Origin of the sequence: Vibrio splendidus (assembly GCF_024347615.1) — a bacterium.
GTDB lineage: Bacteria > Pseudomonadota > Gammaproteobacteria > Enterobacterales > Vibrionaceae > Vibrio > Vibrio splendidus.
In genome coordinates this window covers 2,431,729-2,455,855 of sequence record NZ_AP025508.1, presented here as the reverse complement: position 1 = coordinate 2,455,855, position 24,127 = coordinate 2,431,729, and the positions used below count along the sequence as shown (strand labels likewise).

Sequence of the window (24,127 nt, the reverse complement as noted above, 5' to 3'; positions counted from 1 at the left end):
ATTACGACTCCTTCTTATTTGATGAGTGTTGGTTTGTAGCAGAGCTCTTAGTGTGAGCTGCTTGAATCGCAGAGATGACCGCTTGAGCTTTGCCGCGAGTTTCATCGGCTTCTGCTTGTGGGTCTGAGTCGAATACCACACCAGCGCCAGCTTGTACCTGTGCTACGCCATCTTCAACGTAAGCAGAACGAATTACGATACAAGTATCTAGAGTCCCTTCACCGGTTAGATAACCGACTGCACCACCGTAGCTACCACGACGCGTTTTTTCTACGTCTCGAATAAGCTGCATTGCGCGGATTTTTGGTGCGCCCGTTAGCGTGCCCATGTTCATACAAGCTTGGTAAGCGTGTAGGGCATCTAAGTCTTCACGTAGCTGACCAACAACACGAGAAACCAAGTGCATCACATGGCTGTAGCGATCCACTTTCAACAAGTCTGCTACGTGGCGAGTGCCTGCTTCGGCAATACGAGCCACATCGTTACGTGCTAGGTCAACAAGCATCATGTGCTCGGCGTTTTCTTTCTTGTCGGTACGCAGTTCAAGCTCAATACGGCTGTCTAGATCGAAATCGATTTGGCCATTTGGGCGCTTACCGCGGCGACGAGTACCAGCAATTGGGTAAATCTCGATTTGGTTGGTTTCGGTTTCGTATTTCAGAGCACTTTCTGGAGAGGCACCAAACAGAGTAAATAGCTCGTCTTGCATATAGAACATGTAAGGGCTTGGATTACTTTGCTTGAGCTCTTTATAAGCCGCCAGTGGAGCAGGGCAAGGCAGAGTGAAGCGGCGTGAAGGTACCACTTGGAATACATCGCCTTTAACTACGTACTCTTTTAAGTCACGAACCGTTTGGCAGAAGTCTTCATCTGAAACGCTTGGTACAGCTTCAACATTGTCGAGCGGCGTTACTTCTGTGATGGCTTTCAATGACTGACATTGTGTCTGAATGTCAGCTAGACGCTCAGTTAATTGTGTTCTGATGTTTTCATCTTGAGTGAACAAGCTGGCGTGAAGCAGACCTTCGTTCTCTTGGTGATCGAAACGCAATAGTGTTTCAGCAACGTAGAAAACAAAGTCAGGGCAGTTGTTAGTCGCTTCAGCATCACCTAGCGGTTCAAAGTTCGCCACGATGTCGTAAGCGAATAGGCCCGCCATGAATAACGCGTGCTTGTTATCAGCGTCTTGCTCAAAGCTGTGTTGAACCAAACGCAGTGCATCGAATGAAGAAGCTTCTCTTAAACGTGAGTCTTCATCTAATTCGTTGCTTGGCTCGACAAAAGTCAGCGTCAAAACGTTATCGGTAAGGTCAGATTCAATTTCTGCTTTAACGTTTTGAGTTAGATGTTCGATAAGCGCTTGACCATTTTCAGTCAATGCTTGGAAGGTTACTTCATGTCCGCGACATACGATGCGAACAGCAGAGTCGATAAGGAGTAGGCTTGTCAGGTTCTGTTTAGATTCAATCTCAGCAGATTCCAACAACAGACTGTCTGTTTTGTTTTCACACAAAGTATGAAAAACGCTGGTTGGATCTTGCGAGTAAGGAACTGAAGAATTGATGACCTCAATGGTTCCCAGCTTTTTGATTTCAATGGCCTTGTTCACAAGACCTCCTTTATGATTCTTTAAATTTCCTGCCGTACATAGTCGCATAAAGATACCTTTCACCCAATCTAGAATATGGTCAATTCGATGATTTGTTAGTCAGTTGAATGTGAGATGTTCGACAAATTAAAAAGCCCGCTATTAAAGCGGGCTTAGTGATAACTTTTTTATAAACAAACTGTTTAACTAGAAGTACACGTTAGCCCACCAAGAACTTGTCCAAGTGCGCCACCAATTAAGCTCTGAACTTGCTTCTACTGAAGAAAGTTCTAAAACTTTATCTTTATGGTTTTGGTTAAATTCTTGTAACATGGTGAACCTATCAAATGTGATACTTCGTATTTGTGTACTAGTTAACTAGTTTTGCGCTTGCAGGTCAAGTGCGTTGACACAAATATAACGATAAAAATTGAAAACAATGAAAAAGAATATATGAGAATTGATCTACATAGTCATACAACAGCCTCAGATGGCCGACTTACTCCACCTGAACTGATTGACCGAGCGCTAGGCTTTAACATCGAAGCGTTAGCGATTACAGATCATGATACGACTGATGGGCTTGCTGAAGCACGCAGCTATATTGCTGATAACAACCTTCCTATCCAGTTGATCAACGGCATTGAGATTTCGACCGTTTGGCAAAACAAAGATATCCATATTGTTGGGTTAAATGTTGATCCGGAGTCACCAGAGCTAAAAGCGTTAATTGAACAACAGAAGCAACATCGTGTCGGGCGTGCAGAGATGATTGCTCAACGTCTTGAGAAAGCGACTCGTGAAGGGTTGCTAGAAGAAGTTAAGTTGATAGCTGGTGATGCGCCTATCACTCGTGCTCACTTTGCTAAGTGGTTAGTCGATAACGGCTACGCAAAAACCATGCAGCAGGTGTTTAAAAAGTTTCTGACTCGCAATAACCCAGGTTATGTGCCGCCAACGTGGTGTTCAATGAGTGATGCTGTCACGGCTATTCATGCTGCTGGTGGACAAGCCGTATTAGCTCACCCCGGGCGATATGGCTTAACAGCGAAGTGGGTTAAGCGTCTGTTAGCTGCATTTGTTGAAGCAAAAGGTGACGCCATGGAAGTCGCTCAGCCTCAGCAAGCGCAACAAGAAAGACGCACACTTGCGGATTATGCTATACAATACAAACTATTAGCCTCCCAAGGCAGTGACTTCCATTATCCATCTCCGTGGATGGAACTTGGACGTAATCTCTGGCTACCTTCTGGGGTCGAAGAAGTATGGAAAGATTGGGAGTTTCAAACGGTTTCACCAACTGATACCGATAACAGTATTTAGGTGAACCAGCTCCTTCTGATGATAGAGTCGAGAGATTCGATAACGAGGATCAACAATGAGCCAGTTTTTTTATGTACACCCAGATAACCCACAAGCGCGCTTAATTACTCAAGCGGTTGCGATTATTCGTAATGGCGGCGTTGTGGTTTATCCAACAGATTCCGGTTATGCGCTGGGCTGTCAGCTTGAAAACAAACAAGCACTTGAACGCATCTGTAAAATTCGTCGAATCGATGATAAGCACAATTTCACGTTGTTATGCCGTGATCTTTCTGAATTGTCACTGTATGCACGAGTTGATAACGTTGCTTTCCGTCTGCTTAAGGCGCACACGCCAGGTGCTTACACGTTTATTTTCAAAGCAACAAAAGAAGTGCCAAAGCGTTTGATGAACGCTAAGCGTAAAACGATCGGTATTCGTGTACCGGACAACAAAATTGCCCTAGACCTTCTAGAAGCAATGGGCGAGCCATTGATGTCGACGTCTCTGATTCTTCCAGGTAACGAGACAACTGAATCGGATCCAGAAGAAATTCGCGACAGCCTAGAGCATGCGGTTGATGTCATTTTGAATGGCGGCTACTTAGGTGAGCAACCGACTACGGTTATTGACTTCAGTGACGATGACGCCGTTGTTTTACGTCGTGGTGCCGGCGATCCAGCGCCGTTTGAATAATAGAGTTACTGATTAACAGTCTGTAACGAAACAGCAAACCTGCCAGAGTAAATAACAAGTGCTTTTTGGCAGGTTATTTGCGATAATACTCGACCGCGATTTGGTCGCGAAAAATTCATTCGACGTCTGTGAAGACGACAATTAGGTAGAAAAGAGTAAATGAGCGAAAAATTACAGAAGGTTTTAGCGCGAGCTGGTCACGGTTCTCGTCGTGAACTAGAAGGTTTAATTAAATCTGGTCGTGTAAGTGTTAACGGTCAAGTTGCGAAATTGGGTGAGCGTCTTGAAGACGAGAACTCAGTGATCCGTATCGATGGCCACACTATTACAGGCAAAGCCTCTGAAGAAGTGGTTTGTCGTGTACTTGCTTATTACAAACCGGAAGGTGAGCTTTGTACTCGTCATGATCCTGAAGGCCGCCGCACTGTTTTCGATCGTCTACCTAAGATCCGTGGTTCTCGTTGGATTTCAGTTGGCCGTCTTGATGCAAACACATCGGGTCTTTTGCTTTTCACTACTGATGGTGAACTTGCAAACCGCCTAATGCACCCAAGCCGTCAGGTTGAGCGTGAGTACCTAGTACGTGTGTTTGGTGAAGTGACTGAGCAAAAAGTTAAGAACGTGACTCGTGGCGTTCAACTTGAAGATGGTATGGCTCGTTTCGAAGACGTGGTTTACGCTGGCGGTGAAGGTATGAACCATACTTTCTACGTAGCGATTAACGAAGGTCGTAACCGTGAGGTTCGTCGTCTTTGGGAATCACAAGAAACAACAGTAAGCCGTCTGAAACGTGTACGTTACGGTGATATCTACCTTGATAAGAAACTGCCTCGCGGCGGTTGGAAAGAGCTAGATCTTCAAGAAGTAAACTACTTGCGTGAGCTTGTTGAACTTCAGCCAGAAAAAGAGACACTGTTGGATCTTGATCCTGCAAACACTTCTCGTAAGCGTGAGCGTTCTCGTAGCCAAAAAATTCGTCGTGCTGTTAAGCGTCACGAAGAGCGTGCAAATGCTCCTAAAGGCCGTAGCAACCAGACTAAGCGTAAGAAGCCTGTAACTCGTGGTACTACAACACCTGATTCAGGCCGTAGTGCTCCAACGACCAATGGCAAACCTCAGGCTACCAAAAAGCCTAAACTGAACAACGGACGCCCGGCTAAACCGGCTAAGCCAAGATCACGTAAGTAATTACACCAGTAGTTGCTACAGTTCTTAAGCTTAAAGCTTAATCCAACGTTTCGAATACTAAAAAACCTGCTAACTTAGCAGGTTTTTTTTCGTCTTGAATATGGCGCAGTTCAAATCATGTGGAAGTGCTTACCAAGTAGAAACGATTAACCAAGTAGAAGTGCTTCACTAGCTAGGGTGACTAGCTATGGACTACGATTGGTTTTAGGTCACTTTCAAATGATTCGAGAAGTTGTCACCCTTCGCCATGCGGTCATATAGAATGACATTGACCGCAGCAGCAAGGTTCATGCAGCCATTAGTCGGAACATAGATAGTTTCACGACAGAAGTCCGTGATCTCTTTTTTCAGAGTCCCATCTTCAGGGCCGAAGATATAAAAAGCACGAGGTGGGTGCTTATAATCAGGCAGAGGCTTAGCGCCTTCTATCAAATCAACCGCGATTGGTACACAGCCAACTGGAATAATGTCTTTCAGGTCTTCAACACCAATTAATGGTAGCTCAAGGTGCTTTTCTTTGGTGTCGGTATGAAACTGTCGAGCGTGGTCATAACGGGTGCCAGTATAAAATACAGAGTTTGCTCCGTAGCAACCAGCCGCTCGCATTACTGAGCCAACATTTTCAGGTGTTTTGGGGTTTACTAATCCAACACAGGCATAGCCTTTGGATAGTGTATCTGTCTTTGCTTTGGTCATAATTTTGTAGAGTTGCAGTTTGGTAAAGTGATGAGGCTATGAAGTCGTAAGAAAATCAGCTCAGTACTCTGAGCTGATTTAAGAAGAGCCTAGTCGCGTTTCCACAAGATGTGACAGAACTTGTGTTCAGGGTCACGGCTGATCAGCAGACGAGCGAATACGTCATCTAAGACATCATCAGCTTCATTTACAAGACCAATGCGTACTTCAGCGTAGATCTCTTTGTCGACTTCAAAGCCAACATGTTCAACCCAATCGTCGCCAGTTTCAACGAGCTCTGCAGCGCCACGATCTTCAAACTGAGCCGTGAATAGGATCACGTCTGCTGGTTCAAGGTTATCAGGAGCCATCTCTAGAAAGATGTCGTATGCAGTGTCAATTGCGTCGTCGTAAGACATTAGGTCGTTAGCTTCGGTCATAATAAATATCTTAGCTTGCGCGGTTCATGTATTTACGTTCAGCTGTGTTCACAACAACTTTGTCGCCAGTTGCAATGTACTCAGGAACTTGAACAGTAAGGCCAGTAGACAGACGAGCTGGCTTAGTACGAGCTGAAGCAGATGCACCTTTGATTGATGGGTCTGTTTCTTCGATTACTAGCTCAACTGAAGTTGGTAGTTCAAGCGTTGCTGCAGTACCGTCGATAAGAATCGCGTACATGCCTTGAGTTTCTTCGTTGATGAACAGTAGTTCGTCTTCGATCATTTCACCGTTGAAGATGAACTGTGAGTAATCTTCGTTATCCATGAAGATGTACTCGTTGCCGTCAACGTAAGAGAACATCACTGCACGCTTAGTTACGTCGATAGTTTCAACGATTTCGTCAGCCTTGTGGCGAACTTCTGTTTTAACGCCAGTTGCTACATCGTGACCACGGAAGCGGTAAATCTTTTGACCGCCACGGCCACCTGGTGTTGTCACTTCGATATCTTTTACTAGTACTGTTTTGCCATCAACGTTGATCGCAAAACCTTTTTTAATCTCACTTGCTCTAGGCATTTTGTGTTTGTCCTTATTGGGTCTATCCGGTGATTATATCTCGTAGACGCTATAAATAGGAATAGCTTGAATCATAAAGTCACCTAAGCGATCATAGAGAGACAGTTAAATCATTATTTTATTTACCGAAACGACCTATGCAGCTACCTGTTATTGACCCAACACAGCCATTTCAACCTGAATTCCAACCTGTGGTTAACGATCTGATTACCTTTTTAAAAGGTGGGTTAGGATCCAATCTACACAGTGTCTATGTTTATGGCAGTGTGGCACGCAAACAAGCCGTCGTCGGTCGCTCGAATCTAGATGTGGTTGTGGTTACCCATCGTCCTTTCCCAGATCAACGAACCACGCTGCTGAATACCATCAAATGGCGTTTTCAAAAGAGCTTCCCGCAGGTCACTCAAGTGGCGATTAAAACTACCTTGGTGAGCGAGATCGTTGATTTCGACAACATATTCACGTGGGGCTTTATGCTCAAGCATTTGGCTGTGTGCGTGCATGGTGAAGATTTATCGGATTGTTATGGTGATTTTGAAACAAGTTGGGAAATCGCTAAGCACTGGAATATGGATGCGGAAAACTGGTTAGCGGTGTATCGCAATAAGATCGCCCGAGCAACAACGCCAGAACAACAAGTTGCAGCACAGGTGATCATTGCTAAAAAGCTACTGCGAGCGAGCTATTCTTTGGTGATGTATCGTGACAAATATTGGTTCGATGACCCAATAGAGTGTGGTCAACAGTTCTTGAAGTATCACCCAGATAAAGACGTCGAAATCCAAAGGTTAGGCATTTTACTTTCTGGTAGACCGATTCCTAAACGTTCGGTGATAGGGATTCTTGATGGCTTTGGCGAGTGGCTGGTTAAGCAGTATCAGAAAACTGAGTTTCGAATCGGATAGAGATTCGTAACCTCCCAATGAATACTAAAAAGCAGAGCGGGCTGAGTAACACAGCACTTCTCTGCTTTTTTCGTTTTGATGTTTGGCTCGAGTTTTAATAGATATCTCGAGTCTAATGTCGCCTCGAAAAGAGAGCTCAATCTAGAACAGACCTAGCTGCTGGCCGCTGACTCTTTCAAAATCTAAACCAATGAAGGGCAAAATAGCCTCTGCGACCGGTTTAATTTGCTTGTCGATGTAATGTTGATAATCGATACCGCTCTTCAAATACTCCTTTGGCTCAGGTCCACTGAGAGTAATTAAATATTCAATACGCCCTTTGTTTTGGTATTGCAGCGGGCGACCTAGCTTGGCATTTATCTCATCGGCCATACGAGCTGCGCGAACTTGTGGCGGAATGTTTTTTTGATACTCGTGTAGTTTGCGGCGCAAACGCTTTTGGTACACCAGTAAATCATCGTGTTTACCAGCAGCGGTTTCATCGACAAACTGTCTGACATAGTCCGTTGGATCTTGGTCGTGAAACACCATCTCATACAGGGTCTGTTGGAATTGCTGCGCGAGAGGTGTCCAATCGGTTCGCGCACTTTCAAGCCCTTTAAAGATGATCTTCTCTTGGTCGCCTTGATTGATCAAGCCTGCATAGCGTTTCTTCGAGCCGGTTTCTGAACCTCTAATGGTTGGCATTAGAAACTTGCGATAGTGAGTTTCGTATTCAAGTTCGAGTATTGAGGTTAGGTTGTAGGTTTCTTTTAAGTGATTCGTCCACCAATCGTTGATGTAAGCGACCAATGCGTTCCCGATCTCATCTGCTTTTTGCTGATCGTAACTGCCGTTTAGCGATACGAAGGTTGAATCGGTATCTCCGTAAATTACTTGATAACCTTTATCCTCGATTAGAACCTTGGTTTGCTTCATGATCTCATGCCCACGCATAGTGATCGATGAGGCCAAACGGGTATCGAAGAAGCGACAACCAGAAGAGCCAAGCACACCATAAAAGGAGTTCATGATGATCTTAATCGCTTGAGAGAACGCTTTTTCGTTGTTCTTCTTTGCAACGTCACGTGCTGCCCACAGGTTTTCGATCATCTCTGGTAGAAAATGCTTAGAGCGGTGGAACTGACCGCCACGAAACCCAGCCACCGCTTGGTCTTCTTCAGAGCCTAGCTCTAACTTTAGTCCTTCTATCAGCCCCATTGGATCTATCAAGAAAGAACGAATGATCGATGGGTATAGGCTCTTAAAATCGAGTACTAAAACCGAGTCGTACAAATTGGGAATGGAATCCATCACGTAGCCACCGGGGCTGGCAATCCAGTTCTCGGGTTCTAAATTAGGCGCGACGTAACCTGCTCGGTGTATTTGAGGCATGTATAAATTAGTAAAAGCCGCAACAGAGCCACCAACACGATCCAGCTCGACACCGGTTAATCGAGAGCGCTCAATCGCAAAGTCGAGTAGGTGAGTGTGTTCGAAGATGCGGTTTACTAGCACGCAGTCTTGAAGGTTGTACTTGGCGAGCGAAGGCTTATCGGACTTAAACATCCGGTTTATCTCATCCATGCGGTCATGAACGTTATGGATATCTTTGCCTTCGCCGAGTAGCTCTTGAGATACCGATTCAAGAGACCAAGAGCGGAAGTGGTAGGTCGCTGTCTTGAGCATGTCGATGCCATCCAGCACAACGCGGCCTGGGATCGTGATAAAGCCTTGCTGGTTTTGTGCAGAACTACGGAAAAAGCTTGGTTGATTGTCTCTACCGATGCTGAGCTTCACTTCGTTCCATTCTGAACGTTTGTGCAGCAGCCTAAAATCGAAATCAATGACATTCCAACCGATGATGATGTCGGGATCAAATTCAGAAAACCATCTAATCATCGCCTCGAGTAGAGCTTTCTCATTAGGAACCCATTGGACGTTTGTGTCAGCCTCTTGTGGTTCGCCGACCATGATGACTCGGCTGTCCATCGGGCTGTCTAAGCCAATGGAATAAAGTACGCCTTTTTCCGAGCATTCAATATCAAGCGAAACCACAGATAAACTGGGTAAGTAATCGCCCGCTCTGCATTTTGCATTGGAAACTCTAAGATGCTGACTTTTTTTCACGGCAGTCCCAGTGAACTCAATGCTGCCCTTGATAAAGCGTTCCATCAGATATCGATCGGCGAGTCGAATATCGCTTTCAAAGGTCTGAATTTCTTCGCTGTGAAAGGCTTGTGCTAAACCAAAGCTACTTCTCGCTAGTGATGTATAACATGCGGCGAGAGGGGTTTGATCGAATGTGGCTAGTTCTAGGGACTTGAATTGGCAATCAATCGACTCTTTCGCTGCGATTGCCTGACATTCTTCAACATCAGATTGAGCGACGAAAAATACAGGTTTTTCATTTTGAATCGTCAGCAGAGTTGGGCCTTGAGGGGAGCTTAACCACAAGTCAATTTGGGTACGCCCTGAAAAGTCTCTCGCTTGTCTTGTGAGTACAAAGCCTTGCTGAATATCCAATGTAGTAACCTATTGAAATGGGGAATCGAATACTACCATCTAGCGGCTCTCTGCGCACAACAGGCAACCAAAATACTAACTAAATTCTAGTTAACAGAGGCAAATAACGGGACTCCATAAGCAAATAAGTGAAATTGTCGCGAATGGCTATTCAATGGTATTGAAAATATCTTTATCTTGTGTAATTTTATTGGGTGTTGTTTTAACTGGTTGATTTTTAGAAAAAGCTTGTTGTTTTAGTTAGCTTATTTGTTAATAAGTACTTGCTAAAGTTCGTGTTTCAGCACATATTCAACAGAGCTTTTTTTTAGTAATTAAGTTAAGATGTACTCAATGCTGCGATCCACTGTTCCTTTGTTCAATTGTTTCAAACAGATGAAATGACACAGTGGTTGCAGAGCCAATTAATAGTGTGGAGATACAAGTTTGATAAATGTTTTCCTTGTAGATGATCACGAGCTGGTTCGCACAGGGATACGACGTATTATTGAAGACGTCCGTGGAATGAACGTAGCAGGGGAAGCTGAAAGCGGTGAAGATGCTGCAAAATGGTGTCGTACTAATAATACTGACGTTATTTTGATGGATATGAATATGCCTGGTATTGGTGGCTTAGAAGCAACCAAGAAAATCTTGCGTTTCAACCCTGATGTTAAAATCATCGTTTTAACTGTTCATACGGAAAATCCGTTTCCAACTAAAGTGATGCAAGCTGGAGCTGCTGGTTACCTTACTAAAGGGGCAGGTCCGGATGAAATGGTAAATGCAATTCGAGTGGTTAATAGTGGCCAACGATACATTTCACCAGAAATTGCGCAGCAGATGGCTTTGAGCCAATTCTCGCCTGCGTCTGAAAATCCATTCGCAGACTTATCTGAGCGTGAACTTCAAATCATGATGATGATTACCAAAGGTCAGAAAGTGACGGATATTTCAGAACAACTCAATCTAAGTCCTAAAACAGTCAACAGTTACCGCTACCGTTTGTTCAGCAAATTGGATATCAGTGGCGATGTAGAGCTGACGCATTTAGCGATTAGACATGGAATGTTAGACACTGAGACCCTTTAACACTGAGATCGTATAGTGACCAACTTGTTTGACTCAGTGTCATTTCTCAAGACAGTAACAGAACAGCCCGGCGTTTATCGTATGTATAACGCCGAGGCTGTTGTTATTTACGTCGGTAAAGCTAAGAACCTCAAAAAACGCCTTTCCAGTTATTTCCGTAAAAAAGTCGACAGTGAAAAAACGCGCGCTTTAGTTAGCAATATCGACAAAATCGATGTCACTGTAACGCATACAGAAACAGAAGCTCTTATCCTTGAGCACAACTACATCAAGCAGTATCTACCGAAATACAACGTACTTCTGCGTGATGATAAGTCGTATCCCTATATTTTTATTAGTGGTCACAAACATCCTCGTTTGTCGATGCATCGTGGTGCTAAGAAGAAAAAGGGAGAGTACTTTGGTCCTTATCCTGATTCCGGCGCTGTGCGTGAGACGTTGCACCTAATACAGAAAATCTTTCCTGCTCGTCAGTGTGAAGATACGGTTTATGCCAACAGAACGCGCCCGTGTTTGATGTATCAGATTGGTCGTTGCGCTGCGCCATGTGTCAGCTCAATCATCTCTGATGAAGAGTACAGCGAGCTTATCGACTACGTTCGTTTATTCCTGCAAGGGAAAGACAAGCTAGTTCTTGAGACACTCATCGATAAAATGGACAAGGCAAGCCAAGAGCTTCGCTTTGAGCAAGCTGCTGCTTTCCGTGACCAGATCCAAGCGATTCGACGCGTGCAAGAGCAACAGTACGTATCTGACGACTCAATGGAAGATATGGACGTGTTAGGTTTTGCTCAAGAAAATGGCGTGGCTTGTATTCACATCTTGATGATTCGCCAAGGAAAGGTTTTAGGCAGTAGAAGCCATTTCCCGAAAATTCCAAACAATACGGTGCGAGAGGAAGTCTTTTCGAGCTTTTTAAGCCAATACTATCTTGCACATAATGAAGCGAGAACCATCCCAACTCGTCTCATCCTTAATGCTGATTTGATGGAAGATGTCACACCGATTCAAGAAGCCTTGTGTGAAGTTGCGGGTCGTAAGATCCACTTCAATACCAATCCTTCTGGCACTCGTGGTCGCTACCTTAAACTGTCTAACACCAATGCATTAACAGCCATTACCACCAAGATTAATCACAAGATGACGATCAATCAGCGCTTTAAGGAGCTTCAAGAAGTGCTGTCGATGGACGTTATCAAACGCATGGAATGTTTCGATATCAGTCACACCATGGGTGAAAGTACGATTGCATCTTGCGTGGTCTTCAATCAAGAAGGGCCAGTTAAACCGGAATACCGTCGTTACAACATCACAGGTATTACCGGTGGTGATGACTACGCTGCAATGGCTCAGGCGCTTGAGAGACGCTATTCAAAACAACTCGATGTCGACAAGATCCCAGACATCATTTTTATCGATGGCGGTAAAGGTCAGTTGAATCGTGCCCATGAGATCATTTCCAAATATTGGGATGATTGGCCGTTTCGACCAAGAATGATGGGTATTGCGAAAGGGGTAACACGTAAACCGGGTTTGGAAACCTTGGTGACCCTTGAAGGTGAAGAGTTTAATTTACCAAGTGATGCGCCAGCACTGCACCTTATCCAACATATTCGTGATGAAAGCCATAATCATGCGATTGCAGGGCATAGAGCAAAACGTGGTAAAACGCGCAGAACCAGTGCACTTGAAGGAATTGAAGGGGTAGGGCCTAAGCGCCGTCAATCTTTGCTGAAATATATGGGTGGCTTACAAGAACTTAAGCGTGCAACTGTCGAAGAAATAGCCAAAGTACCGGGCATTAGTCATTCTTTGGCAGAAAACATTTATCAAGCATTGAAACAATAGTAAAAATCCCGCACCATTAAAGCGCAATTAATAAGAGCCCAATAATATGCGTTTGAATATACCTAACATTTTGTCCTTACTGAGACTATTTTTGATCCCAGTATTCGTTGTTGTTTTTTACCTACCTTACCAATGGGCTCCTTTTGCTGCTGCAATGGTGTTTTGGGTAGCGGGTTTTACTGACTGGCTAGATGGCATGCTGGCTCGTAAACTCGGGCAAACGTCTCGCTTCGGTGCCTTTATTGACCCTGTAGCGGATAAAGTGCTGGTTGCTACGGCTCTTATCTTGATGACTGAGCATTACCATTCGATTTGGATAACGATTCCAGCGGTTACCATGATCGCTCGTGAAATTATTATCTCAGCGCTTCGTGAATGGATGGCTGAAATCGGTAAACGTGCAAGCGTTGCGGTATCTTGGGTTGGTAAAGTCAAAACCGTTTCTCAGATGTTCGCTCTTTGGGTACTGATCTGGCGATACGACGACTGGATGGTGTGGGTAGGTTACATTGCGCTCTATGTTGCAACCGTTCTTACCTACTGGTCAATGGCGCAATACTTGATGGCTGCCAAAGACGATTTGTTAGACGAAAAACATCATTGATGAAGAAGCGAGCTGAGGCTCGCTTTTTTGATCTTTAACCTAAGGTTAAGTTATCAATAGTGGATATCTAATGTGATATAGATCGCCTTTGAATGGCCTGTCCACAAAGTCCTTTGCACACAAAGTCAGCTATTTAGCCTGTTTCGTATGAAATCTATTCAAACGAATTAAAAATACAAAAATAATATTGACTCAATCCTCTGAATCCGTAGAATGCATCCCGTACCCAAGAGGATGGCAATAAGCGATTCGATTGGAGTTACTAAGGCGCCTTGGCAGAGTGGCTATGCAGCGGATTGCAAATCCGTGGACCTCGGTTCGACTCCGGGAGGCGCCTCCATTATCTCTTTTTCTTAGTTAATGAGAAGAGGTAAGAGTAATGAAAATGCGATACTAGCTCAGTTGGTAGAGCGCAACCTTGCCAAGGTTGAGGTCATCGGTTCGAACCCGATGTATCGCTCCAAAATTTGTAATGTTGATTGGCGTCAGCATTAAGATGGTGTTTTACTTTTCAGTAATCGGCATCACAATAAAGAATTGCGTGCCCTGGTGGTGGAATTGGTAGACACAAGGGATTTAAAATCCCTCGGCGTTCGCGCTGTGCCGGTTCAAGTCCGGCCCGGGGCACCATCTATTAAAGTCTACGTCTTAACGGATGTAGCAAATGCGATACTAGCTCAGTTGGTAGAGCGCAACCTTGCCAAGGTTGAGGTCATCGGTTCGAACCCGATGTATCGCTCCAAATTAAAAAGCCCGAACAGAAATGTTCGGGCTTTTTGGTTTCTGCCGTTCTGATTTTTACGAGTTATTCCTCTTTTTGTTTGAACATACACCCAAACTTCCTTTTCTATCTCAAAATGTCGCTATCAATTTCGTTTATATTACTTCGCTTTTAAAAGCGAGATTCCCTATGAACTCGTTCCTCGTGCTAGGGAATGACGTTTGTACTCAAATGACCTCTGAGGCTTGACTCATCTTATTACTTTGTTAGCTTTTAAGGCTCGTTAACTGCGAGACTCCCTATGAACTCGTTCCTCGTACTAGGGAATGACGAAAGGGTGCTGAGTCTCAAAGCCTCACTAGCAACGTTTGTATACCCGCGTCGTCATCCTCGGGCGTGAGGAACGAGCGAACCGGGGATCTACTTATCGTCTGCTGACTAACTAGTGTTTAATCTATTGCATCAGATAGTTTCTGAATAAAGCAATACATCGACATGTTGTAAGGGACTCCCTATGAACTCATTCTTCACGCTAGGGAATGAGGGAGTGAGGAACGAATGAACCGGGGATCTCCTTACCTAAAAAATAAATTGGCGATATTTTCGGCAATTTTTGAATCACTGCTGCTATTTACCAAGCTATTATTGAAAACTATTGATCGTTCATTTCACTTTATGTTACTTTCCCGCGCAATCTCGGAATGATCAATGTTCAAAAAGAACAGCGATAGCTTCTGGGGGATACGCGTAGTGACCATTCTTGCTGATTGGGACATTACGTAGGGTAGGTATCGGCTAATCCTTTAGCTGATAGACGGGATACTTATGGCGCAATTCGCCATGCTAATGGGAAACCCAACATTGAACACACTAATAACAACATTGCTAATCAGCTCTGCATTTCCAAAAGGGTCAGTTCTTCATAGCTGTCCGATACTGCACAAATGTCCAATTCTTCAAAACAGTAGCATTACTGAACCTTGAGCTCACGCTAACTAATTTTTGCTGTCCTAAGACGGCCTAATTTCGTATTCGTCATTTGACTTATGCGAGCGTACAGCTATATCTCATTTCTAGACAATACGCGTGTTTCACTATGAATTCTCTCTAAATCAATAGAGGGACGGTGTGCAATTGCGTTTGATGGAGGTGAGTATGAACACATTCAAGGGGACTTTTATGACTACCGCCTTTGAAGTCGATATTAATACTATCGCAAATTCATTTTCAACTATGGTTCCTATCGTAGAGGGGACTTACGACCTAACACCCGACGCTATTTTGCTTGAGCAAGAGCAGCATGAATCGGATGTTCGTTCATACCCAAGACGCCTACCGATTGCTATTAAAAGAGCATGTGGTGTTTTAGTTGAAGATACACGTGGCCAACTCTTTCTCGATTGCTTAGCCGGTGCCGGTACACTTTCTTTGGGTTACAACCACCCTGAAATCAACCAAGCACTTAAAGACCAACTCGATTCAGGTTTGCCATACCAGACTCTTGATATCACGACTCAAGCAAAAGAGACGTTTATCAAGCGAGTTAAAGCGTTTCTCCCTCAAGACTTTTCAACTAACTCGGTTCTTCAATTCTGTGGCCCGTCTGGCGCTGATGCTGTGGAAGCGGCTATCAAGCTAGCCAAGCAAACAACAGGTCGTAACACCATGTTTGCTTTCCGTGGTGCTTACCATGGCATGACGAACGGCACCATGGGCATGATGGGTAACCTCGGAACTAAAGAACGTCGTAGTGGCTTGATGTCTGACGTACATTTCATGCCTTTCCCATACAACCTTCGCTGCCCGTTTGGCATTGGTGGCGAAGCGGGTGCTAACGCGAGCATTCGTTATATCGAACGTATGTTGAATGACGACGAATCCGGCATCATGAAACCGGCGGCGATGATCGTTGAGCCTGTGCAAGGTGAGGGCGGTGTGATTCCTGCTCCAGTATCTTGGTTACAAGGCTTGCGTCGCATCTGTGATGAACACGGCATCCTACTGATCTTTGATGAAATTCAGTGTGGTGTGGGTAAAACCGGCCATCGCTTTGCGTTTGAAGAATCTGGTGTTAATCCTGATATCTTGTGCCTGTCGAAGGCGATTGGTGGCGGACTGCCTATGTCGCTGCTTGTATTCGATAAGAGCATTGATACTTGGAAAGCGGGTGAGCACACCGGCACATTCCGTGGTAATCAGTTGGCAATGGTGTCTGGCGCTAAAGCGTTGGAAATCATCGAGCGAGATGGCTTAGTTGAGCACGCAAACATTGCTGGCCAATACTTACGTCACGGGCTTGAGAAAATTCAAGCACGCGTGAACTGTATTGCTGAAGTTCGTGGTAAAGGCCTGATGCTTGGCGCTGAGATCAAAAAACCAAATGGTGAGCTTAACAAGTTTGGCGAACCACAATCAGACGGCGAATTAACCCTAGCGATTCAACGAGCAGCATTAGAGCGCGGCTTGATGGTTGAAAAGGGCGGCCGTGATGGTTCGGTAATTCGTTTCCTTCCACCTATGATTATCTCTTTTGAGCAGATCGACTTTGCATTGCGCGTGATGGAAGAAGCGATCATCGCAGCGGGTGGTGGTTTACAGCAAGACCAAACACAAAGCGAAGAATCGAATCAGGAATGGAACAAGCATTTCATCCAGACAGGTTTAGGCGGTAGCGACGAATTCGCTAACGTGATGAACCAAACCACTCAAGCGATGAAAACCGTTTTTGAACAAGTTGAAACCCCTTATTCAGGTTTAGACCCTAAAGTGCTAGAAGCTGCCATCAATGCTGTCGATCTCGATAACAACCAGCACGCTCTGGTTGATGTTGTGGATAGCACGGCTGACTTAGTCGCAGCGAACTCTATCTTCGTGCAGCACCCAGACTGTATTGCACACCTTCACACTCCTCCTCTTATGGCTTCTGTTGCTGCGGAATCCATTATCGCGGCGTTGAATCAATCAATGGATTCATGGGACCAAGCATCTGCAGCGACTTATGTTGAACAACGAGTCGTGGATTGGATGTGTGAGAAATACCAACTTGGCGATCAAGCTGATGGTGTTTTCACCAGTGGCGGCACGCAAAGTAACCTAATGGGTTTATTGCTTGCGAGAGACTGGGTTGCCGATAAGCACGATGGCCACTCGATTCAAAAGTTAGGTTTGCCAGAGTACGCGAGCAAACTGCGTATCTTATGTTCAAAAAAATCTCACTTCACGGTTCAAAAATCTGCCTCTTTAATGGGATTAGGCGAAGCGGCAGTGTGCTGTGTTGATACCAATGCAAACGGCACGATCAAGCCGGACTTGCTAGACGCAGAAGTGAAAGCACTTAAAGCACAAGATCTGATTCCTTTTGCTGTTGTCGGTACTGCGGGTACAACCGATCATGGTGCTATTGATGACCTGGAAGCTATAGCTGATATCGCCAACCAACAAGATCTTTGGTTCCATGTCGACAGTGCTTACGGTGGCGCGCTTATCTTAAGTAGTCATAAAGCTCGTCTGAAAGGCATCGAAAAAGCGGACTCAGTGAGCGTTGATTTCCACAAGTTGTTCTTCCAAACAATCAGCTGTGGTGCTGTGCTTCTCAAAGACAAAGCGAACTTTAAGTACCTACTGCATCACGCAGACTACTTAAACCGTGAACACGATGAACTGCCGAATCTAGTCGATAAGTCTATCGCTACCACCAAGCGTTTCGATGCACTGAAAGTCTTCATGACGATGCAAAGCGTTGGGCCAAAGCAACTGGGTGATATGTACGATCATCTCCTAGAGCAGACGCTTGAGGTTGCCGACCTGATTCAGAAGCATGATGATTTTGAACTTCTTGCTGAGCCGTCACTTTCGACTGTGCTGTTCCGTTCGGTGCCTAGCAATGGGCAATCAGCAAACAGCGCTATGGATTTGGACAAACTGAATCAAACGTTAAGACTGGAAGCGCTGACTCGTGGTGTTGCCGTGCTTGGCGAAACGGTCGTTGATGGTAAAAGTGCGCTGAAATTCACTATCTTGAATCCGTGCTTAACGACATCAGATTTCAAATCTCTAATTAACAAAATTCAAACTTTAGCTATTGAGCTAGCAGAACAACAAGGGTAATTAAAACTATGGCTATTCTACAAATTGGTGCAGGCGGCGTCGGTTGGGTTGTTGCACATAAAGCAGCACAAAATAACGAAGTACTGGGTGATATCACGATCGCTTCTCGCACAATCGCGAAGTGTGAAAAAATCATCGAATCTATCAAGGGCAAAAACAACCTTAAAGATTCAACTAAGAAACTAGAAGCACGTTCAGTAGACGCTGACGATGTTGATGCGCTTGTTGCTTTGATTAAAGAAGTTAAGCCGGATCTAGTGATCAACGCTGGTCCTCCTTGGGTAAACATGGCGATCATGGAAGCGTGTTACCAATCTAAAGTCTCTTACCTAGATACATCGGTAGCGGTTGACCTATGTTCTGAAGGCCAACAAGTACCACAAGCCTACGATTGGCAATGGGGTTACCGTGAGAAGTTCGCTGAAGCGGGCATCACAGGTATTCTTGGTGCTGGTTTTGATCCAGGTGTGGTATCAATCTTTGCGGCGTACGCGGTTAAGCACTTGTTCGATGAGATTGACTCAATTGACGTGATGGACGTGAATGCTGGCGATCACGGCAAGAAGTTTGCGACAAACTTTGACCCAGAAACCAACATGCTTGAGATCCAAGGCGATTCTTTCTACTGGGAAAATGAAGAGTGGAAACAAGTACCTTGTCACTCTCGTATGCTTGAGTTTGAATTCCCTAACTGTGGCTCTCACAAGGTGTACTCAATGGCACACGATGAAGTGCGTTCAATGAAAGAGTTCATCCCAGCTAAGCGTATTGAATTCTGGATGGGCTTCGGCGATGCATACCTGAACTACTTCAACTGCATGCGTGATATCGGCCTTCTTAGCCCAGATCCGCTAACACTGCACGATGGCACTGTGGTTCAGCCTCTACATGTTCTTAAAGCGCTGCTACCAGATCCAACATCTTTGGCTCCGGGTTACACAGGTTTAACGTGTATCGGTACTTGGGTTCAAGGTAAGAAAGACGGTAAAGAGCGCAGCGTATTCATCTACAATAACGCAGACCACGAAGTGGCTTACGAAGACGTAGAGCACCAAGCGATCTCTTACACAACAGGTGTTCCAGCAATTACCGCTGCCCTTCAGTTCTTCCGTGGCGAATGGGCTGATAAAGGCGTGTTCAACATGGAACAGTTAAACCCAGACCCGTTCCTAGCAACAATGCCTGAAATCGGTCTAGATTGGCACGTTCAAGAGTTAGAGCCTAAAGCTGGCTTACCTCTGATCCATACTTTGAAGTAATTCTTGCTCTTTGCCCTTGTCGCGTTGTCCATCGTGCTCATTTACGTTCGTAAACTCCGCGCGATGTCCTAGCGACAAGGTCAAAGCTCTGCGAATTCCATTCAAAGTCATATGATTGACGAGAACGTATAATTACAAGCCGATGCTGTTGCGTCGGCTTTGTTCGATTATCATGTGCCTTCGTGAACTCGAGGGCCGCAAGGTATTAACATGCAAAACAACGAACTAAAAACGCCTTATTTCATGATCAACGAAGAGAAGTTGATTGCGAATTTAGAGATAGCTAAACAGCTGAAAGAGATTTCAGGTGTGAAGCTGGTATTGGCACTCAAGTGTTTCTCGACATGGGGTGTGTTTGACATCATCAAACCTTACCTCGATGGCACGACAAGCTCTGGTCCATACGAAGTGAAGCTTGGTCACGAAACCTTTGGTGGTGAAACGCACGCTTACAGTGTCGGTTACAGCGAAGATGACGTGAGAGAAGTTGCCGATATCTGCGACAAGATGATCTTCAACTCACAAAGCCAGTTCGCAGCGTACCGTCATATTGTTGAAGGTAAGGCTTCGCTGGGTTTACGTCTGAATCCGGGCGTGAGCTATGCAGGGCAAGACTTAGCAAACCCTGCGCGTCAATTTTCTCGTTTGGGCGTACAAGCTGATCACATCAAACCTGAGATCTTTGATGAGATTAATGGCGTGATGTTCCACATGAACTGTGAGAACAAAGACGTTGATGCGTTTATCGGCCTACTTGATTCAATCTCAGAACAGTTTGGTGAGCATTTAGATAAATTGGACTGGGTGAGCATGGGCGGTGGTGTGTTCTTCACATGGCCGGGCTATGACATTGAAAAGCTTGGTCTTGCGCTAAAAGCCTTCTCTGAAAAGCACGGCGTGCAGATGTACCTTGAGCCGGGTGAAGCCATCATCACTAAAACGACTGACTTGGTTGTGACAGTGGTTGATATCGTAGAGAACGTGAAGAAAACCGCTATTGTGGATTCAGCTACCGAGGCACACCGCCTTGATACGCTTATCTATAATGAACCAGCATCGGTATTAGAAGCGTCTGAAAATGGTAGTCATGACTATGTGATTGGCTCATGTTCATGCTTGGCTGGCGACCAGTTCTGCGAAGCGAGTTTTGATGAGCCGCTGAAAATTGGTCAAAAGCTGCATCTGTTGGACAGTGCTGGTTACACTATGGTGAAACTGAACTGGTTCAACGGCCTTAAAATGCCTTCAATCTACTGCGAGCGCAGCAATGGCGACGTTCAAAAGCTGAATGAGTTTGGCTATGAAGACTTTAAACGTTCTCTGTCACAGTGGTCAGTTAAGTAACTGAGTCATAGCTTTAGAACAATAAAAAAGAGCAGCCGATGAGCTGCTCTTTTTGTTTTTAGATAACTGTTACCAGAGAAAAGAGTAAGGATAGAAGTGAAGTGCTATCCGTTAGCTCTCAATCATCACACGAGTATCTTCGCTCAGTGTTTCTAGTTCATTCACTACGTCATCAATCAAAACTTCGATTGGTAGCTTAACGGCAATCTTGGAAGTAAATAGGCTTGAGCTAACGCCACCGCCGCCAGCGATGAAGACTCGGTGGCAATCCATATCAAGAATGCTGATCCCTTGTCTGTCCAATACATGTGTCACTTCGTTGACGATACCGGCTCTGTCGTTAGAGTCGAGTCTTAGGTGATGGATTGTGTCTTGAGCATTGTGCGTATGATCTGAATCGACAAACTGTACGATGAGATCTGGATTGGCGCTGAAAGCTTCTTTGACAATCGATTCGTTGATGGCTGGAAGTTGAACCTTAAGTACGCCTGCGACTTGGTCTTCAATAAAATTCACTTTACTGATGAGCCATTTGCCGTCGTTTTCGTGAGTAACCGCAGCAAGTTGTTTGATTGTTGCTGGTGATGCTTTTCCGATAAAGTTTACGATAAATGTACTGTTCATATCAGCCCCCAAAGTTTCAATGATTCGTTGCTAATTAAATGTTTGATATCACGCGATAAAGTTCTTTAATTTCAGTGTAGAAGTTTACATCGAACAATGTTTGACCTATGTCAATTTTTGAAACTAAGCTGTGATGTAAAAAAAGAGAATGAAGAGTAGGGCACAAAAAAAGCGGCTAGAGAGCCGCTTTTTAGAAGAGTTGTCGCTTTTATTAGGAATGCAGTAACTTGAAATTCATAGACTGAAAGACGATTTAGAACGTTACTTTAAAGTTCATACCAACAAATTGAGAATCGTATCGTGCGCCAGCATCGTAGGCGAATCGAGCGGCGTCTTGGTTATCCCACCAAGGGTTAGTATTCAGATTAACTTCTGCGTCACCACCCCATGCATCACTTACCCAGTAGTGGATATGGCCAACAGGGTTAAGGAAGAATAACGAAACATCACCCATGGTTTGAGAGCCCATCACTTCGCCACCGGAAGCAATGATATCTTGCTCGGTTTCTAGCATTATTTCACCGACAACCGCACCGAAGAAAGGTGTGATGAAGAGATCTTGCCATGACGGTACTTCAGCAAACGCTTCTACGCCATATTCCCAGAAGAAGGTCGACATTGTCCAAGAGTATAAGAAAGACTCAAACTCGTCGTAACCAGCATGTCGAGCTGCGGTGTAGTAAACACCACCGAAATAAGGGTGCATCACGTAGTTTAGGAAGTGTTCGTCACGGTCCCATACTGGGCCTTCGGAAACGTTATCTTTCCATTTTTTACCTAGTGCGCTGATATCACGTTGGTCATCATCCCACTTAGTGATACTTTCAGGTAAAAGAGTCATTAGACCAACGGTTGCGACACTTAGGCCAAGAATTGTGTAGGTTTGACCCATTAAGTAATCCCAATCTTTGCCATCGCTGACAGTAAGGTAGATTGGTTGCTTATCGATCGTTAGATCGTACTGATCACTTGATTCGCTTAGTGCATAGTTCTTGCTAGGCTTGTAGGTGTACAAGCTTTCATTAACACAGTAATCTTGAGCACATTCATCCGAGTAAGAAAGGTTGATTGGCTGGTCGAAGTCGTATTGGCTTGCAACCGAGTTAACTGACATTAGCATTGAAAATGCAGCAGTAACCTTCGTTAGTAACGGTGATTTGGCCACAAGGGTCTCCATGAGAAGTTAAGAATTGATCAGAGTCACAATTATCTATTAAATGCCTGATTTAGGGAACTAATAATTTATTGCTTTTCCTAAGAAAACCTTAGATTTAACATTATTAATATTTGTGAAAAGATGAAATGTCTCAAACTCAACCATAGACCAGTTTGTAAATAATGCAGTGTCTTTTTATGACTACAAAGGATAGAAATATGACGAAAATCGCAATGTTAAGCACTGGTGAAGAAGTTCTTCATGGGGACATTGTAGACACAAACGCAGCTTGGATGTCTGCTGAGTTTTATCAGCACGGTTTTGCCCTAGCGAAACGTTCGACTGTGGGTGACCAAATGAATGCTCTAGTTGAAGAACTGCTGATGCTGAGTTTTAACTATGATGTGGTTATCGTTAATGGTGGTTTAGGACCGACAACTGATGATATGAGTGCTGCTGCTGCGGCGGCGGCTTCAGAGCAGAAACTCGTCATGTTCCCTGAATGGCTAACTCGTATGGAAGAGATGTTTTCTGGACGTGGCATGCCGATGCCGGACAGCAACCTTAAACAAGCTTTGTTGCCAGCGAGTTCAGAGATTGTCGATAACCCTGTGGGCACGGCTTGCGGCTTCAAACTGAAAATCAACGATGCGACTTTCTATTTCACTCCGGGTGTCCCGAGTGAATTCAAACGCATGGTGACGTTTGAGATTCTTCCTGATTTGTCGCGTACTTACCCTCAAGTGGTTGCCTCTGAATGCAGTCGACTGTTTACGTTTGGTTTGTCTGAATCCGGTATCTCTGATGTTTTGGACCAATTAAAGCTGCCTGAAGGTTATGAGTTGGGTTACCGTTCTTATCTGCCGTTCATTGAGGTCAAACTGTTTGGTCCTAAGGCAGACTTAGAAACTCGCGTTAAGTTGCTGCAAATGGTTTACAAGCTGCTAGAAAGTAATGTCGTCAGTGTTGATGAGCCTATGATTGATCATATTGGCCACATCATGGCTGAGAAAAAGAAGACGTTATCTGTCTCTGAAGTGTCGACCAAAGGCGCATTGTCAGCGTGGCTGCAATTGAATGAGCAGGCTGAAGATTGCTTCGGGCATTCGTGGGTGATGGCTGAGCCAAAAGAGAGTGAACTTGAGAAGAGCGATCCATTAGCGGCAACCTTTGCTCTGGCTGGCGCAACAAGAGAGAAGTGCGGTACTGAGCTAGCTTTGGTGACTGGCAAGTTAGAAGGCAACACATTCAGCGTTGCATTGTCGACCGAAGCGGGAGAGTGGGGCCAGGTGCTTGAATTTTATCGTCAATACTCACGCGAAGACCAACGTAACGTGATTAAGACCGTTGCTGCCGATATGCTGAGAAGGCATTTAGACAACAAACCGATGTTTGGTACTTACTCTTCGGTTAAGCGATTGAAAGACATGTTTATTCCAGCGGCTATTATTAAGTAAGTATTTAGGCGAGCTAACCAAGTCTGTACTAAAAACGCGAGAAAAAACGAAATAAA

General features: G+C 44.8%; 19 protein-coding genes, 4 tRNA genes and 1 other annotated feature. Of the genes, 15 read left to right on the top strand and 8 right to left on the bottom strand.

Features of this window, described 5'->3' with window-relative positions; genetic code table 11:
- Position 1: 1 nt before the first annotated feature.
- The gene (locus tag OCU90_RS10930; protein WP_061021655.1) at positions 2 to 1,609 is read right to left on the bottom strand and encodes an anthranilate synthase component 1; all 1,608 of its coding nucleotides are present in this window, start codon (positions 1,607 to 1,609) and stop codon (positions 2 to 4) included.
- 125 nt (positions 1,610 to 1,734) lie between these two features.
- Positions 1,735 to 1,849 (bottom strand) — a sequence feature (Trp leader region).
- Complete coding sequence (locus OCU90_RS10925) at positions 1,796 to 1,921, bottom strand: trp operon leader peptide (RefSeq protein ID WP_009848753.1); 126 nt, start codon at positions 1,919 to 1,921, stop codon at positions 1,796 to 1,798. (Overlaps the previous feature by 54 nt.)
- 120 nt (positions 1,922 to 2,041) lie before the next feature.
- On the opposite strand from OCU90_RS10925, the gene rnm reads away from it, so the two are divergent.
- The 3 genes from rnm (at position 2,042) to rluB (ending at position 4,775) form a co-directional block, all read left to right on the top strand.
- Positions 2,042 to 2,911, top strand: a complete 870-nt coding sequence (rnm, locus tag OCU90_RS10920; protein WP_029225628.1) for an RNase RNM — start codon at positions 2,042 to 2,044, stop codon at positions 2,909 to 2,911.
- Positions 2,912 to 2,966: 55 nt separating this feature from the next.
- Positions 2,967 to 3,587: an L-threonylcarbamoyladenylate synthase gene (locus OCU90_RS10915; protein WP_009848751.1), complete on the top strand. Its 621-nt coding sequence runs from the start codon at positions 2,967 to 2,969 to the stop codon at positions 3,585 to 3,587.
- A 159-nt stretch (positions 3,588 to 3,746) separates the two neighbouring features.
- Positions 3,747 to 4,775 (top strand): 23S rRNA pseudouridine(2605) synthase RluB, encoded by a 1,029-nt coding sequence (gene rluB, locus OCU90_RS10910; protein ID WP_061021653.1) that lies wholly within the window; start codon positions 3,747 to 3,749, stop codon positions 4,773 to 4,775.
- A gap of 204 nt (positions 4,776 to 4,979) precedes the next feature.
- On the opposite strand, the gene OCU90_RS10905 is transcribed toward rluB, so the two are convergent.
- The 3 genes from OCU90_RS10905 to efpL all read right to left on the bottom strand — a co-directional run bounded on the left by OCU90_RS10905 (position 4,980) and on the right by efpL (position 6,470).
- Positions 4,980 to 5,471: an RNA methyltransferase gene (locus OCU90_RS10905; protein WP_004729783.1), complete on the bottom strand. Its 492-nt coding sequence runs from the start codon at positions 5,469 to 5,471 to the stop codon at positions 4,980 to 4,982.
- A gap of 89 nt (positions 5,472 to 5,560) precedes the next feature.
- The gene (locus OCU90_RS10900) at positions 5,561 to 5,890 is read right to left on the bottom strand and encodes an HI1450 family dsDNA-mimic protein (protein WP_004729782.1); all 330 of its coding nucleotides are present in this window, start codon (positions 5,888 to 5,890) and stop codon (positions 5,561 to 5,563) included.
- 10 nt (positions 5,891 to 5,900) lie between these two features.
- Positions 5,901 to 6,470, bottom strand: a complete 570-nt coding sequence (gene efpL, locus OCU90_RS10895; RefSeq protein WP_004729781.1) for an elongation factor P-like protein EfpL — start codon at positions 6,468 to 6,470, stop codon at positions 5,901 to 5,903.
- Positions 6,471 to 6,607: 137 nt separating this feature from the next.
- Here efpL and OCU90_RS10890 point away from each other — a divergent pair, with 137 nt between their 5' ends.
- Positions 6,608 to 7,375 carry a nucleotidyltransferase family protein gene (locus tag OCU90_RS10890; RefSeq protein WP_004729780.1) on the top strand — a complete coding sequence of 256 codons (768 nt, stop codon included), beginning with the start codon at positions 6,608 to 6,610 and terminating at the stop codon, positions 7,373 to 7,375.
- A gap of 141 nt (positions 7,376 to 7,516) precedes the next feature.
- Here the strand turns inward: OCU90_RS10890 and OCU90_RS10885 are convergent, their stop codons facing one another.
- Complete coding sequence (locus OCU90_RS10885) at positions 7,517 to 9,880, bottom strand: DNA polymerase II (protein WP_061021651.1); 2,364 nt, start codon at positions 9,878 to 9,880, stop codon at positions 7,517 to 7,519.
- 426 nt (positions 9,881 to 10,306) lie between these two features.
- Between OCU90_RS10885 and uvrY the strand changes: the two genes are divergently transcribed.
- The 10 genes from uvrY to nspC all read left to right on the top strand — a co-directional run bounded on the left by uvrY (position 10,307) and on the right by nspC (position 20,834).
- Positions 10,307 to 10,951 carry a UvrY/SirA/GacA family response regulator transcription factor gene (uvrY, locus tag OCU90_RS10880; protein WP_004729778.1) on the top strand — a complete coding sequence of 215 codons (645 nt, stop codon included), beginning with the start codon at positions 10,307 to 10,309 and terminating at the stop codon, positions 10,949 to 10,951.
- 15 nt (positions 10,952 to 10,966) lie between these two features.
- Complete coding sequence (gene uvrC, locus OCU90_RS10875) at positions 10,967 to 12,799, top strand: excinuclease ABC subunit UvrC (protein WP_017078220.1); 1,833 nt, start codon at positions 10,967 to 10,969, stop codon at positions 12,797 to 12,799.
- A 46-nt stretch (positions 12,800 to 12,845) separates the two neighbouring features.
- Complete coding sequence (gene pgsA / locus OCU90_RS10870) at positions 12,846 to 13,403, top strand: CDP-diacylglycerol--glycerol-3-phosphate 3-phosphatidyltransferase (RefSeq protein ID WP_017078221.1); 558 nt, start codon at positions 12,846 to 12,848, stop codon at positions 13,401 to 13,403.
- 266 nt (positions 13,404 to 13,669) lie between these two features.
- A tRNA-Cys gene (locus OCU90_RS10865) sits at positions 13,670 to 13,743 on the top strand.
- 47 nt (positions 13,744 to 13,790) lie between these two features.
- Positions 13,791 to 13,866: transfer RNA gene (locus tag OCU90_RS10860), tRNA-Gly, on the top strand.
- An 80-nt stretch (positions 13,867 to 13,946) separates the two neighbouring features.
- Positions 13,947 to 14,033: transfer RNA gene (locus OCU90_RS10855), tRNA-Leu, on the top strand.
- Positions 14,034 to 14,069: 36 nt separating this feature from the next.
- A tRNA-Gly gene (locus tag OCU90_RS10850) sits at positions 14,070 to 14,145 on the top strand.
- A 1,134-nt stretch (positions 14,146 to 15,279) separates the two neighbouring features.
- On the top strand, positions 15,280 to 18,231 hold the full coding sequence (locus OCU90_RS10845) for a pyridoxal phosphate-dependent class III aminotransferase (protein WP_206207876.1): 2,952 nt from the start codon (positions 15,280 to 15,282) through the stop codon (positions 18,229 to 18,231).
- Positions 18,232 to 18,239: 8 nt separating this feature from the next.
- Positions 18,240 to 19,490, top strand: a complete 1,251-nt coding sequence (locus OCU90_RS10840) for a carboxynorspermidine synthase (protein ID WP_017083901.1) — start codon at positions 18,240 to 18,242, stop codon at positions 19,488 to 19,490.
- 210 nt (positions 19,491 to 19,700) lie between these two features.
- Positions 19,701 to 20,834 (top strand): carboxynorspermidine decarboxylase, encoded by a 1,134-nt coding sequence (gene nspC / locus OCU90_RS10835; protein WP_017085714.1) that lies wholly within the window; start codon positions 19,701 to 19,703, stop codon positions 20,832 to 20,834.
- Between the two features lie 111 nt (positions 20,835 to 20,945).
- Here nspC and OCU90_RS10830 read toward each other — a convergent pair whose 3' ends face one another.
- Together OCU90_RS10830 and OCU90_RS10825 are read right to left on the bottom strand one after the other, a co-directional pair.
- Positions 20,946 to 21,458: a glycine cleavage system transcriptional repressor gene (locus OCU90_RS10830; protein WP_004733356.1), complete on the bottom strand. Its 513-nt coding sequence runs from the start codon at positions 21,456 to 21,458 to the stop codon at positions 20,946 to 20,948.
- Between the two features lie 253 nt (positions 21,459 to 21,711).
- On the bottom strand, positions 21,712 to 22,623 hold the full coding sequence (locus OCU90_RS10825; protein WP_004733357.1) for a DUF3943 domain-containing protein: 912 nt from the start codon (positions 22,621 to 22,623) through the stop codon (positions 21,712 to 21,714).
- A 209-nt stretch (positions 22,624 to 22,832) separates the two neighbouring features.
- Between OCU90_RS10825 and OCU90_RS10820 the strand changes: the two genes are divergently transcribed.
- Positions 22,833 to 24,071 (top strand): CinA family nicotinamide mononucleotide deamidase-related protein, encoded by a 1,239-nt coding sequence (locus tag OCU90_RS10820; RefSeq protein WP_061021649.1) that lies wholly within the window; start codon positions 22,833 to 22,835, stop codon positions 24,069 to 24,071.
- Positions 24,072 to 24,127 lie beyond the last annotated feature (56 nt).